The following is a 13,118-nucleotide window of genomic DNA, read 5'->3' on the forward strand; positions in this document are numbered from 1 at the left end:
CCGGAACTATATCAGGCGCGCCGGCGAACCCGGGGACGATGGGCGAGCTAGCTACGATGTTCGCGCCCGACCGGGTGGCGGTCGTCGGCGCGACGGAGAGCGAGGGGTCGGTCGGCCGCGCCGTCACGTCGAACCTCGCCGCCGACTTCGAGGGCGAGGTGGTCCCCGTCAACCCGAACGCCGACTCGGTACTCGGGATCCACTGTTACCCCGACGTGGGGTCGGTCCCGGGCGAAGTCGACGTGGCGGTGGTGGTCGTCCCGGCCGCCATCGCCGTCGACGTGGTCGAGGGCTGCGGCGAGACGGGCATCGAGAACGTGGTCGTGATCACGGCCGGGTTCGGCGAAGCCGGCAGCGAGGGCGCCGGCCGCGAGCGCCGCCTCCGCGAGGTCGCGGCCGAGTACGACCTCAATCTGGTCGGGCCCAACAGTCTGGGCATCATGAGCACGGGCGTGAACATGAACGCCACGTTCGGGCCGGAGAACGCCCAGCCCGGGCCGATATCCTTCATGAGCCAGTCCGGGGCGTTCGTGACTGCCGTGCTCGACTGGGCCAACGACCGCGACGTGGGCTTTCGCGACGTGGTCTCGCTCGGGAACAAGGCCGTCCTCGACGAGCGCCACTTCGTCGCCGAGTGGGGCGACGACCCCCACACTGACGTCGTCCTGGCGTACCTGGAGGGGATCGAGAACGGGGGTGAGTTCATTCGGACCGCTCGCAAAGTGACCCAGGAGACCCCGATCCTGATGGTGAAATCGGGCCGGACGGAGGCCGGGGCGTCGGCGGCCGCCTCCCACACCGGGACGATGGCCGGCAGCGAACGCGCCTACGAAGCCGGCCTCGAACAGGCCGGCGTCCTCCGGGTCGAAACGGTCCAGGAACTGTTCGACTACGCCGGCATCCTGGCGGGCCAGCCGTTGCCCGAGAGCGACGGGGTCGCCATCGTCACCAACGCGGGCGGTCCGGGGGTGATGACGACCGACGCCATCGGCGACGCCGACCTCGACCTGGCCTCCTTTAACGACGAGACGATCGACCGGCTGACCGAGGCGCTCCCCGGGGGCGCGAACGTCTACAACCCGATCGACGTGATCGGTGACGCCGACGTCGAGCGGTTCCGGGAGGCCATCGACGTGACGCTCGCCGACCCGAACGTCGGCGCAGCCATCGTGCTGGCCTGTCCGACGGCGACCCTCTCGTTCGAGGAACTGGCCGAGGCGACGGTCGAAATCCAGGCCGAACACGAGTTGCCCGTCGCGGCCTCCCTGATGGGCGGCGACTCCACGCGGGAGGCCCAGGGAATCCTCAGTGAGGCGGGCATCCCGACCTACTTCGACCCCGCGCGGGCCGTCCGGAGTCTCGACGCGCTGCGGGAGTACCGCGAGATCCGGGCCCGCGACTACACCGAGCCGACCGAGTTCGACGTGGACCGCGAGCGCGCCCGCGAGGTCCTCGAATCCGCCCGGCGCCGGAACACCAACAGCCTCGGCGTCGAGGCGATGGACCTGCTCTCGGCCTACGGCATCCCGACGCCGGCGGGCGAGATCGTCGACGGGCGGACCGAGGCTCGCGAAGCGGTCGAGCGGCTCGACGACGGCGACGGCGTCGTGATGAAGATCGTCAGCCCCGACATCCTGCACAAGTCCGACATCGGCGGCGTCGAAGTCGGCGTGTCGGCCGCCGAGGCCGAGGACACCTACGAGGACCTGATCACGCGGGCGCGCAACTACCAGTCCGACGCGACGATCCTGGGCGTGCAGGTCCAGGAGTTGCTGGACCTCGAAGATGCAACCGAGACCATCGTCGGCACGAACCGCGACCCGCAGTTCGGGCCCCTCGTCCTCTTCGGCCTGGGGGGCATCTTCGTCGAGGTTCTGGAGGACACCACCGTCAGGGTCGCGCCGGTCAGCGAACCGGAGGCGAAGAGTATGATCGACGACGTCGAGTCCGCGCCGCTGTTGCGGGGGGCGCGGGGGCGCGAACCCGTCGACGAAGCGGGTGTCGTGGAGACGATCCAGCGGCTCTCGCAGCTGATGACGGACTTCCCCATGATACTGGAACTGGACGTCAACCCGCTCGTCGCGACGCCCGACGGCGTCTCGGCGGTCGACGTGCGACTCACCATCGACCAGGAGGAGCTATGAATCCGATACTCGTCAGTTCGACCGAGGAGAGCACAGGGAAGACGGCCGTCGCGCTCGCGCTGGCACGGCACGCCGCCGAGGGCGGCAAAACCGTCGGCTACATGAAGCCGAAGGGAACCCGACTGCAGAGCGCGGTCGGGAAGACCCTCGACCAGGATCCGATGCTGGCCCGCGAACTACTGGACCTGGACGAGCAGATGCACGAGATGGAGCCCATCGTCTACTCGCCGACCTTCGTCCAGGAGGCCGTCCGGGGCCGGGAGGACGTCGACGCGCTCCACGAGAGCGTCACGGACAACTACGCGACCGTCGCGGACGGGAAGGACGCGGTCGTGATCGAGGGCGCCGACGAGTACACCACCGGCGGCATCATCGACCTGACCGACCCGGACATGGCCGACCTGCTCGACGCGCGGGTCCTCCTCATCGCGAACTACGACGAACCGGCGGACCTGGACGAGGTGCTGGCCGCCGCCGAGGCCTTCGGCGACCGCCTCGGGGGCGTCCTGTTCAACGCCGTCTCCGACGCCGAGTTCGACGAACTCACTGAGGACGCCATCCCGTTCCTCGAAGCGCGAGGCGTGACGGTCTTCGGTGCCATCCCGGAGGTGCAGGAACTCTCGGGCGTCACCGTCGGCGAACTCGCCGACGAACTCGGCGCGGACGTCCTCACGGGCGAGGCGCCGACCGACGCCTACGTCGAGCGGTTCCTCGTCGGCGCGATGGGCCGGGAGGCAGCCCTCTCGGGCTTCCGGCGAGCACGGGAGGCCGCGGTCATCACGGGGGGCGATCGCTCGGAGATCCAGACGGCCGCCCTCGGCGCACCCGGCGTGAAGTGCCTGCTCCTGACCGGCGGCCACCGGCCAAGCGGTGCGGTCCTGGGCCGCGCCGAGGAGGCCGGAAAGCCCATCCTGCTCGTGCAGGGTGACACCCGGACGACCATCGACCGCGCCGAGGCGGTCGTCCGGAGCGGCCGCACCCGCGACCCGCAGACGGTCGAGCGGATGGGTGACCTCCTCGCGGACGCCGTCGACGTCGAGGGACTGCTCGCGCTCGGGGCGTGAGCGGTCAGGAACCGGCTCCGGCTGACTCGCAGTCGGCCGGGAGCGCGTCGTCCGGGACGACGCCGTCGTTCCAGCCGCGCTCGTCGTAGTACTCGTCCAGCGCCGCCTCGAGGTCCGGCAGGTCGTAGGGGAGCCGGTCGTCGTCGCGGTCGAAGCCCCGCTGATTGTTGAAGTGCCGTTCCAGCGTGACGGTGCGAGCGCCCACCGCGAGCAGCTCCTCGAACGACGCATCGAACAGCGCCTCGTAGCGCTCGCGGTTCATGAAGTCCCGGGAGAACTTGCAGACGACGCCGCAGTCGTTGAGCGCCATGAGGTTCTCTCGATGGACCAGTTCCTCGGCCTTCCCGAGGGTGCCCTCGGGGTCCAGCGCCTCCTCCTCCGGGACGAGCGGGTACTCCACGGAGTAAAACGTCGCGTACATGTGATCCGCACCCCGGTTCGAGACCGCGTAGGAGAGTCCCTGGCCGTTGAGGACACGCCCCTCGTGGGCGGCGAAGTCCATCCCCTTGACCGACCAGTTCTCGACGCCCAGGTCGTCGTGGACGCGGTCGACGCCCTCGGCCAGTCGGTCGCCGATCCCCTCGCGACGGGCGATCTTCTCGACGGTCTCGTGGATCAAGTCGGTGTTGCCGAACTCGTCCTCGGCGGCGAGGTAGGCGGCCACCGTGTTCCCGGCGGAGATTGCGTCGAGCCCGTACTGGTCGCACAGTTCGTTGGACTGCATCACTTCCACGACGTCGTCGACGCCCGAATTCGATCCGAAGGCCATCGCCACCTCGAACTCCGGGCCCTCCGTCTCGACGCCGCTCGCCTCGTCCCGGGTCGGGAGCTTGCAGGCGAACGCGCAGGCCGAGCAGGTCCCTTTCTTGTATTTCTTGTCCTCGACCGCGTCGCCGTTGATCCCCTCCACGCCCTCGAACTGCTGTTCGCTGAAGTAGTAGGAGGGCAGCCCGTTCACCTCGTTGGCGAGATCCATCACGGAGACGGTCCCCTGCCGTTTCATGATGTGGTCGTCGGTCGCGGCCTCCCGGTGGACGTCCCGCTGGATCCCGTCGATCTCGATCTCGGGTGCGGAGTCGCCCCCGACGGTGAGCGCCTTGACGTTCTTCGCGCCCAGGACGGCGCCCAGTCCGCCCCGGCCGAACGCCCGCGACTCGGAGGTCATGATCGAGGCGAACCGGACCTCGTTCTCGCCCCCGGGCCCGATCACGCCCGTCTGGTCGGCGCTGATCCCGCGTTCGTCCTCGAAGTATTCGACGGTCTCGGAGACGGTCGCGCCCGCCAGTTCGGACACGTCCTCGAACTCGACGCCGTCGTCGCGGACGTGAATCGCGAGCAGGTCGTCGCTCGCGCCGGTAACCTCGACCGCGCCGTACCCCGTGTCCGCGAAGTTCCTGGACATGAACCCGCCGGCGTTCGAGGAGAGCAGGCCGTCGGTCAGCGGCGACAATCCTGTGCAGTTCATCCGCCCCGTGAAACTCATGGTCGAGGCCTGCATCGGCCCGGTCGAGAAGAAGAGGCTGTTCTCGGGGCCGAACGGGTCGGCGTCGAAGGGAATCCGCTCGTGTGCGAGCCGTGTTCCGACGCCGCGCCCTCCGATGTACCGTTCGTGGACCGATTCGACGTCCGTCTCCTCGACCGCCCGCCGATCCAGGTCGAGCGTCAACAGCGGACCGCGATTCCGGAGCATGTTCCGTCGAGAGCAGCGTGGGGATTATAAATGGTAACTACTGTCAAGGGTGGGGACGGAACGCGACCGAAATTAACCCATTTCGCGGGTTGCAGACGGATACAGGATCGGACCCGACCGATGTCCGGAGCCAGTTGGCTCCGTCGTGTCACACGCCCGGGGGCACACGACCACCGGTTTCCCCCTGGTCTCGCCGGCGAGCGACGACGCTACGCTGTCGGCAGTAGAGAGCGCGGCAGGTGCTCACCGATCCCGCGCACTGCCGCGCTGGGTTCGTCCAGCGATAGCGGCGGCACCGTCTCGACAGGGAGATCCGTCATCCGTGCCAGCACGTCGGGGTTCGACCGCTCGGCGGTGGTCTCGCCCGCGTACTCGTTTAACACGATCCCAGCGACGGGCACGTCCCGCCGTCGCAGGGCCTCGACGGTCAGCGCGGTGTGATTGAGCGTCCCGAGCCCGGACCGGGCGACCACGAGCGCGGGCACCTCGAGGTCCGTCACGAGGTCGATGACCTCCCGCTCGTCGGCCAGCGGTACCCGCAGACCGCCGATTCCCTCGACAACACCGACCTCGGCTTCGGCGAGTTCCTCCCGACAGCCCCGGAGTATCTCGTCGTAAGAGAGTGCGGCACCCACCTCGTCGGCAGCCACTGCGGGCGCGAGCGCGGGTTCCAGCCGGCGGAGACAACTCGCGGCGGCCGCGTCGTCGCAGGCCTCGACGACGAATCCCGCATCGTCGTCCGCCGGGTACCCGGTCTGGCAGGGTTTGATCGCCCGGGCGTCGACGCCGTCCTCGCGAAGCCGGCCGACCAGCCCGGCGGTGACGACGGTCTTGCCGACGCCGGTGTCGGTGCCGACGACGGCGAAATCCCGCGTCATATCACGCCCACCTCACGACCGGCCTCGCGAAACGCCGTCAGACAGCGGTCGATCGCCGAGTCGGAATGGGTCGCCATCGGCGCGACGCGAATCCTGCTCGTGCCCTCCGGGACCGTCGGCGGTCGAATTCCGGGCGCGACGACGTTGCGCTTCCGGAGTTGCTCGTCCAGCGCCATCGCGTCCTCACGGTCGTCGACGACGACTGGGAGGATCTGCGTCTCCCCCCACACCTCGTAACCGGCGTCTGCAAGCCCCTCGCGGAGGCGGGCGACGTTCTCCCAGAGCCGGTCCCTGTGTTCGTCGTCCTCGCGGGCGATCCGCAGGGCCTCACGGGCGGCGCCGGCGGCCGGCGGTGCCAGTCCGGTCGAGAAGACGAACGAGCGCGCGGCGTTCAGGACGTGCTCGATCAGCGGTTCGCTACCGGCGACGTAGCCGCCCTGGCTGCCGAGCGCCTTCGAAAGCGTCCCCATCTGGACGTGAACGCGATCGGCCAGTCCCTCGCGCTGGACGATCCCGCCACCGCCCTCGTAGAGCCCCGTGGCGTGGGCCTCGTCGACCATGAGCCACGCGCCGAAGGCCTCGACCACGTCGCAGATCGATTCGAGCGGTGCCACGTCGCCGTCCATGCTGAACACCGAGTCGGTGAGGACGAGCCAGGACTCCCCGGTGGCCCCGTCCTCCGTCTCCGCTCGCTCACGCATCCGCGCCCGGAGGGCGGCCGGGTCGCAGTGATCGTAGACGACGGTCTCCGCGCCGGCCAGTCGGCAGCCGTCGACGATGCTCGCGTGGTTCAGTTCGTCGGAGAAGACCACGTCCGGTCCGAGCGCGTCGATCACGCCCACGTTCGTCGCGTAGCCCGACGAGAAGACGAGCGCGCGCGCTGTGCCCTTCGCGTCGGCGAGGTCACGCTCCAGCGCGCGATGGGCGGTGGTGTCCCCCGTGACGAGCCTGCTGGCGCCCGACCCCGTCCCGACCTCGCGGGCCGTCTCGGCCGCTGCCCGCTGGACGCGGTCGTCGCCGGCCAGCCCCAGGTAGTCGTTCGCCGCGAACAGCAGCCGCTCGTCGCCCTCGAAGGAAACGCGATCGGCGCCGGGATCCTCGGCGATCCGGGTCCGCGGCTGTACGGCCTCGGCCGGGGTCAGATCACGGCGGAGGCCACTCGTCTCACGTTCGCCGAGGCGAGCGACCGGGTCGAACCCGCGGTCAAGGTCTCCGCCCGCGTCGGACCCCTCGGGACCGTCGAGGGAGGCGTCACCGCGCATCAGAACCCTGGCATGAGGTCCGCGGGGCCGAACACGCCGTACTCGCCCGCGCGGTTGCGGCGGACGCCGGCTTTCAGATACCCCAGCCCCGGGCCGTTGACGTTCGCCGCCATGCTCGTGTCGTCGTCCAGCTCGAAGGTGTTCGTGCCCCGTTCGCCGTCGAAGGTAATCCCGGTGACGCGGACGGTCGTCGTCCGCGGCTTCTCGTCGCTGGTCAGGTCCAGCACGCCGCCGACGGTCACGTCCTCGGCGTCGCAGACGCCGGCCCGTTCGAGCAGCACGTCGTCTGCGTGTTCCATGTCCTCGAACTCGATGACGCCGTCGTGCTCGTCGATGACCGCTTCGATCTGAGCGTCGCTCATCTCGCGGGCGTCGTCGATGTCGTACTCGGCGAGGTGTGCGATGTCCTCCCTGACCGTCCCGCGGTTGTCCTCGTAGCCGGACTTCAGCCCGACGCCCCACCGGATCTCGACCGATTCGACCTCGACGAACGACTGGGCGGCGACCGTCGCCGCACCGGTCAGGAAGCCGGGCGTCGCGCCCGCGCCGCAGACGAAGGTGATCCCTCGCTCCTGGAACGTCTCCGTCCGCTCGTCGAGCATCCCGATGACCCGCGAGCGCTTGAGCACGTCGACGAGGACGCCCTGGTAGCCGGCGTCGGCGAAGCGGTCGGCGACCCGCGGAACGAAGTCGTGCTCGAAGTTCGGGAGCGCGATCAGGACGGCGTCCACGCGCTCACTCTCGGCGATCACGTCGTCGATGGGCGTCTCCGTCGGCTCGGCCTGCGCGGAGGCCACGACGCCGGCGTTTTCGCCGGTCTGTTTGACGCCGGAGTCGCCGGTCGCGGAGGCCGCCGTCCCACCGTCCGCTCGCGGTTCAGTGTCGCTCGCCCGGGCCCGATCCGCCGGGTCGCTGTCGATGTTACCTTCCGTCGCTGCCAGCAGTTCGTCGACGTCGAGACCGTCGTGATCTACGGCGACGCCGTGGCGGTCACACGCCGCGACCGGCGTCAGATGGTCCTTCTCTTCGGAGACTTCGAGCGTTCGTCGGCCGATACCACCGCATCCCAGTACCGCGAAGTTCACGTGATCCATTGTCGTGTATCGAATCCGTGCTCACGGCGCCGAGGGCGCCGTTCGCTCTTCCGGAGACACTCCTGCGGTCGTGTCTCCCGTCAATCGTCCAGTTCCGCGTTGCTCGTGGCGGTTCCCGCTGCAGTCTCCGGTTTCTCGGCACCGTCGGCCGGGTCCCCGTCGGCGCGGGCCTTCACCGCCTCCGCGTCGAACTCGTTTTGCGCAATGTTGGGCTCCATCCCGGCGCGTTCCATCACCTCGATGTCCTCGCCGGGCGACTGCCCGCCCGTGGTGAGGTAGTCGCCCGTCAGGATGCCGTCCGCGCCCGCCTCGAAGGGCAGGTGCTGTTCGTCGGCGTCGAGGTTGACTTCGCGCCCACCCGTGAGTCGAACGCGCGCGTTCGGGTGGAGGAACCGGTAGACGGCGACCGTCTTCACGATCCCTTCGGTGGAGATGGCGGCCGAGTCACCCAGTTTCTCGCCCAGTGCCGTCCCTGCGACGGGGTTGAGCACGTTCACCGGGAGCGAGGAGACGCCGATATCCTGCAGCGCGATCGCCGCGTCGACCCGATCGGTCGGCGTCTCGCCCATCCCGAGGATGACGCCGGCACAGAGGTCCATCCCCACGTCCTTCGCGAGTTCGAGCGTCTCCACCCGATCCTCGAAGGAGTGGGTGTCGACGATCTCCGGGAAGAAGCGAGGGGAGGTCTCGATGTTGTGGTTGTAGTGGTTGATACCTTCGTCGGCGAGAATCTCGGCTTCCTCGCGAGTGAGGATGCCGAGGCTGGCGTCGACCTCGACGTCGGTCTCGTCGCGGACCAGCCTGATCGCGCGCAGCACCTCCTGCCACTCCTCGGGGCGGTGCTCCTTCGAGACGCCCTTCTCGGCGACGACGATGCCGAACCGCTGGGCACCGTCCCGTTCCGCGCGTTTCGCCGCCTCGAGGATCGCTTCCGGATCGAGGAAGCCGTAGGTCTCGATGCCGGTGTCGAAGTGGACCGACTGGGCGCAGAAGCCGCAGTCCTCGGCGCAGTCGCCCGCCTTCGCGTTCACGATGGAACAGGCGTCGACGGTGTCGTCGCCCAGCTGTGAGCGCACGTAGTCCGCACCGGCCGCGAGGTCCCCCACCGGCTGTGCCAGCAGGGCCAGTCCGTCGCGGCGGTCGAGCCGTTCGCCCGCGAGGACCCGCTCGACGGCGTCGTCGATCGTCCGGTTTCCAGTCTCGTAAACCACGCTAGCCGTCACGGTTTACGGTGTGATAAATCAGGGGGTCGCTCGGCCCCGTGGCTCCGGGTCGATGGGCCGTCTCGTCGCGATGCAGACCGGTCGCTATCGAACGGGTCGCACTCGGCGAGTTGCTGGACGTCGAATCAGGCGTACTGCTCGATCAGGGTCACGAGCGTCCCCTCGTCCTGGACGCCCACGACCTGTTCGACCGACTCGCCGTCGGCGAAGAGGACGAGCGTGGGCACGCCCTGGACGCCGAAATCCTGGGCGATGGCCTGGTGCTGATCCACGTCGACCTTCGCGACGGTCGCCGAAGTGTTCGCGGCCACCGATTCGACGGTGGGTTCGAGCATCTGACAGGGGCCACACCAGTCGGCGTAGAAATCCACGAGGACCACGCCGTCGGCCGTCAGGTCGGCGAAGTGGTCGCGGCTCTCGACGTGAATCGGTTCGTCGCCGCCGGCTGCACCCGAGAGCTCCGCCTTCAACTCCTCTTTCTTCCGTTCGCGGATCGCGTCGATGTCCTCCGGGTCGCTCGCGTCACTCATACGGATACGTACGCAAGCGTGCCGTATAATCGCGTTGGCTGTGCGCAGGCGGACCAGTTCGCCGCCGCGTCACTCCGCGGGATCGACGTCCACGTCGCCGTCGGCGTCGACGGTCACGTCGTGGTCCTCGACCGCGAACGTGATCTCGTCGGCATCGCCGTCGAGGACGGCCGCCAGGTCGTCGCGGTCGACGTACGCGTCGAGGTCGTCGAAGTCGTCGACGTCGGCGTCCGCGGCGTCCGCCACTGCCCCCAGGACGACCCGGCTCACCGGTTGCGGACTGACCCAGGCCGCCTCGTCGTCGGTGTCGCCCGCCTCGTCCGGTCGGAGGACGTACACCTCGCCGTCGTTTGCGCCCATGGACCTCCTTTCATCACACGTGCTTATATAAATACGACAGTAGTTTCAGGCTCTGAATAAACGGACGGATTCGGGCGCCCGCCGGGGGAAAAGCAATTAGGTGCCTGGCACCAGAGACGAACGGATATGAGTACAGATTCGCTATCGACGTTCGAGACCGCCGTGCCCGGGACGGTCCACCGGACGGCGGCCGCCGACGCGAGCGAGGCACTCGCCGAGGCCATCGAACCCCCCGCCATCGGGACGGCGATCCCCCACGACGGCGTCTCTCTCCCTGACTCGGTCGAGACCGACCTGTCGCCTTCGGACCTCGAGTCGGCCGCCACCGGCGTCACGCCGGCGGCGCTCGGAATCGCCGAGTACGGGACCGTGACCATCCCCTCCGGCGCGGCGGGCGACGAACTGGTCAGCCTCTATACCCCCCGACACGTCGCGGTCGTCGCGGCCAGTGACGTCGTCCCGGACATGGCGGCGGCCTACGAGCGCCTGAGCGAGGACTTCGCTGCGGGCGCCGACACCCAGATCCTCTCGACCGGTCCGAGCGCGACGGCCGACATGGGCACACTGGTACAGGGCGTCCACGGCCCCTCCGAAACGCACGTCGTGCTCCTGGAGGACCGATGAGTTCCCGCCGCGAGAAGGCCGACGCGCTGCGGCGGCTGATGAACTCGGAGGGCGAGACGGTCGGCCGGAACACCCGGAACGTCAACCAGCTCTCCGACTACGCCATCCAGCGCTTCGACGACTACGACGAGGCGCGGAGCGCTGCCCGCGGGATCAAGGAGTCGGCCATCGAGAACCTCCCGGAACTGATCGACCGCGTGGACGAAGCCGTCGAGGAGAACGGCGGCCAGGTCCACGTCGCCCAGACGGCCGCGGACGCGAACCGGATCGTCGAGGGGATCATGGCCGACCGCGACGCAGAGAAACTGGTCAAGAGCAAGTCGATGACCACCGAGGAGATCGAGGTCAACGACCACCTCGAAGAAGCGGGCTACGAGGTCTTCGAGACGGACCTCGGCGAGTTCGTGGTCCAGATCGCCGACGAAGCGCCCTCCCACCTGATCGCGCCGGCGATCCACAAGTCGCCAGACGAGATCGCCGCGCTGTTCAACCACGCCTTCGATCTGGAGACGGACCTCTCGGGAGACCCGAACGAACTCACCGAATTCGCCCGCGAGCGCGTCGGCGAACACATCCGGGAGGCCGACGTCGGCATGACCGGTGCGAACTTCGTCGTGGCGGAGTCGGGGACCCTGATGCTCGTGACCAACGAGGGCAACGCCCGGAAGACGGCGTCGACGCCCGACACCCACATCGCCGTCGCAGGGGTGGAGAAACTGGTGCCGAGCCTCGCCGACCTCCAGCCGTTCACGGAGCTGATCGGGAAGACGGGGACGGGCCAGGACATCACCTCTTACGTGTCGCTCATGACGCCGCCGGTCGACACCCCCATCCCGGACTTCGAGGCCGACGAGTTCCGCGACGCCGAGGAACGGGAGTTCCACCTGATCCTCCTCGACAACGGCCGGATGGGGATGCGCGAGGACGACGACCTGCGGGAGACGCTGTACTGCATCCGCTGTGGCGCCTGCAGCAACGCCTGCTCGAACTTCCAGTCGGTCGGCGGGCACGCCTTCGGCGGCGAGACCTACACCGGCGGCATCGGTACCGGTTGGGAGGCGGGCGTCCACGGTCTCGACAGTGCGAGCGGCATGAACGATCTCTGTACCGGCTGTTCGCGCTGCGTCCCGAAGTGCCCGGTCGAGATCGACATCCCGTGGATCAACACGGTCGTCCGCGACCGGCTGAACCGGGACGCGGAAAGCGACGAGTTCGACTTCCTCGTCGAGGGACTGGCCCCCGACGAGGAACCGGGCGGGCTGGACCTCCAGAAGCGGCTCTTCGGTAACGTCGGAACCCTCGCGAAAGTCGGCTCGCTCACGCCCGGCCTCGCCAACGCGGTCGCGGGCAGTCGGCCGGGGAAGTGGCTGCTGGATCAGGCGTTCGGCGTCGACCCGCGTCGCGATCTCCCCGAGTTCGCCGACGAGACCTTACGGGAGTGGTACGGCGCCCGCGGCGCGCAGGTGTCCGATCCCGACCGGGACGTGGTGCTGTACCCCGACGTGTACACGGACTACTTCGACCCCGAGCGCGGGAAGGCAGCCGTGCGAACGCTCGAGGCACTCGGCGTTCGCGTCCACATCCCCGCGGTCCCCGAGAGCGGTCGCGCGCCGCTCTCCCAGGGGATGGTCGAGACGGCCCGGGAGAAGGCCGAGGCGGTCCACGCTTCCCTCGTGACGCACATCGACGACGGCCGGGACGTGGTCGTGATCGAGCCCAGCGACCTGGCGATGTTCCGCCGGGACTACGAGCACCTCCTGCCCGAACGGTCGGCGGACCGGCTGGCAGAGAACAGTTACGAGGTGCTGGAATACGTCTACGGGTTGCTCGACAACGGCGCCGACGCCGACGCGCTCTCCTCGCCAGCCGACGGCGACGGTGAACTCGCCTACCACAGTCACTGTCAGCAGCGGACGATGGACCTGGACGAGTACACCGAGACCGTCCTCTCGGACCTGGGGTACATCCTCCGAACCTCCGACGTCGAGTGCTGCGGCATGGCCGGCAGCTTCGGCTACAAGCGCGAATACTACGAGGTGAGCGTCGACGTCGGCGAGCATCTCCGGGACGACCTCGGCGACGTCTCTGATCGACAGCTGATCGCGAGCGGGACCTCCTGTCAGGACCAGCTCGACGCGCTCTACGAGCGCGAGGTCCCCCACCCGATCGAAGTGATCGCGCCGCGCTAGCGCGCGGTTTGGCCCCCGGGCCAACGAAAAGGCCTTTGCGTATGCGTTCACCACAGGGTG

Annotated in this window: 11 protein-coding genes; 4 read left to right on the forward strand and 7 right to left on the reverse strand. The window is 68.8% G+C overall.

The window, feature by feature from the left end; translation table 11 throughout:
* The first annotated feature begins 38 nt into the window (after positions 1–38).
* Positions 39–2,144, forward strand: coding sequence for an acetate--CoA ligase alpha subunit (gene acs / locus U5918_RS01225; protein ID WP_335998865.1), 2,106 nt, complete (start codon positions 39–41; stop codon positions 2,142–2,144).
* The gene (locus U5918_RS01230) at positions 2,141–3,208 is read left to right on the forward strand and encodes a phosphotransacetylase family protein (RefSeq protein WP_335998866.1); all 1,068 of its coding nucleotides are present in this window, start codon (positions 2,141–2,143) and stop codon (positions 3,206–3,208) included. Before acs ends, U5918_RS01230 begins: the two co-directional genes overlap by 4 nt.
* A gap of 4 nt (positions 3,209–3,212) precedes the next feature.
* On the opposite strand, the gene U5918_RS01235 is transcribed toward U5918_RS01230, so the two are convergent.
* From U5918_RS01235 to U5918_RS01265, 7 genes are all read right to left on the reverse strand, one after another.
* Positions 3,213–4,898, reverse strand: coding sequence for an aldehyde ferredoxin oxidoreductase family protein (locus U5918_RS01235; protein ID WP_335998868.1), 1,686 nt, complete (start codon positions 4,896–4,898; stop codon positions 3,213–3,215).
* Between the two features lie 209 nt (positions 4,899–5,107).
* A complete protein-coding gene (gene bioD, locus U5918_RS01240) occupies positions 5,108–5,776 on the reverse strand; it encodes a dethiobiotin synthase (protein ID WP_335998870.1) in 669 nt (222 codons plus the stop codon).
* Positions 5,773–7,038 carry an aminotransferase class I/II-fold pyridoxal phosphate-dependent enzyme gene (locus U5918_RS01245; protein ID WP_335998871.1) on the reverse strand — a complete coding sequence of 422 codons (1,266 nt, stop codon included), beginning with the start codon at positions 7,036–7,038 and terminating at the stop codon, positions 5,773–5,775. Before U5918_RS01245 ends, bioD begins: the two co-directional genes overlap by 4 nt.
* On the reverse strand, positions 7,038–8,132 hold the full coding sequence (locus tag U5918_RS01250; RefSeq protein WP_335998873.1) for a saccharopine dehydrogenase family protein: 1,095 nt from the start codon (positions 8,130–8,132) through the stop codon (positions 7,038–7,040). Before U5918_RS01250 ends, U5918_RS01245 begins: the two co-directional genes overlap by 1 nt.
* Positions 8,133–8,212: 80 nt before the next feature.
* Positions 8,213–9,343, reverse strand: a complete 1,131-nt coding sequence (gene bioB, locus U5918_RS01255) for a biotin synthase BioB (RefSeq protein ID WP_335998875.1) — start codon at positions 9,341–9,343, stop codon at positions 8,213–8,215.
* Positions 9,344–9,480: 137 nt separating this feature from the next.
* Positions 9,481–9,885 carry a thioredoxin gene (gene trxA, locus U5918_RS01260; RefSeq protein WP_335998877.1) on the reverse strand — a complete coding sequence of 135 codons (405 nt, stop codon included), beginning with the start codon at positions 9,883–9,885 and terminating at the stop codon, positions 9,481–9,483.
* A 69-nt stretch (positions 9,886–9,954) separates the two neighbouring features.
* Positions 9,955–10,245 carry a HalOD1 output domain-containing protein gene (locus U5918_RS01265; protein ID WP_335998878.1) on the reverse strand — a complete coding sequence of 97 codons (291 nt, stop codon included), beginning with the start codon at positions 10,243–10,245 and terminating at the stop codon, positions 9,955–9,957.
* 126 nt (positions 10,246–10,371) lie between these two features.
* Between U5918_RS01265 and U5918_RS01270 the strand changes: the two genes are divergently transcribed.
* Positions 10,372–10,869: an LUD domain-containing protein gene (locus tag U5918_RS01270; protein ID WP_335998879.1), complete on the forward strand. Its 498-nt coding sequence runs from the start codon at positions 10,372–10,374 to the stop codon at positions 10,867–10,869.
* The gene (locus U5918_RS01275; RefSeq protein WP_335998880.1) at positions 10,866–13,058 is read left to right on the forward strand and encodes an LUD domain-containing protein; all 2,193 of its coding nucleotides are present in this window, start codon (positions 10,866–10,868) and stop codon (positions 13,056–13,058) included. The genes U5918_RS01270 and U5918_RS01275 overlap by 4 nt, the downstream gene beginning before the upstream one ends.
* Positions 13,059–13,118 lie beyond the last annotated feature (60 nt).

This window comes from Halorientalis sp. LT38 (genome assembly GCF_037031225.1).
In the GTDB taxonomy this organism is placed as follows: Archaea; Halobacteriota; Halobacteria; order Halobacteriales; family Haloarculaceae; genus Halorientalis; species Halorientalis halophila.

Coding starts and splice junctions, on each gene's coding strand:
- acs (WP_335998865.1), top strand. CDS start 39: ATGGGCGAGCTAGCTACGATGTTCGCGCCCGACCGGGTGGCGGTCGTC.
- U5918_RS01230 (WP_335998866.1), top strand. CDS start 2,141: ATGAATCCGATACTCGTCAGTTCGACCGAGGAGAGCACAGGGAAGACG.
- U5918_RS01235 (WP_335998868.1), bottom strand. CDS start 4,898: ATGCTCCGGAATCGCGGTCCGCTGTTGACGCTCGACCTGGATCGGCGG.
- bioD (WP_335998870.1), bottom strand. CDS start 5,776: ATGACGCGGGATTTCGCCGTCGTCGGCACCGACACCGGCGTCGGCAAG.
- U5918_RS01245 (WP_335998871.1), bottom strand. CDS start 7,038: ATGCGCGGTGACGCCTCCCTCGACGGTCCCGAGGGGTCCGACGCGGGC.
- U5918_RS01250 (WP_335998873.1), bottom strand. CDS start 8,132: ATGGATCACGTGAACTTCGCGGTACTGGGATGCGGTGGTATCGGCCGA.
- trxA (WP_335998877.1), bottom strand. CDS start 9,885: ATGAGTGACGCGAGCGACCCGGAGGACATCGACGCGATCCGCGAACGG.
- U5918_RS01265 (WP_335998878.1), bottom strand. CDS start 10,245: ATGGGCGCAAACGACGGCGAGGTGTACGTCCTCCGACCGGACGAGGCG.
- U5918_RS01270 (WP_335998879.1), top strand. CDS start 10,372: ATGAGTACAGATTCGCTATCGACGTTCGAGACCGCCGTGCCCGGGACG.
- U5918_RS01275 (WP_335998880.1), top strand. CDS start 10,866: ATGAGTTCCCGCCGCGAGAAGGCCGACGCGCTGCGGCGGCTGATGAAC.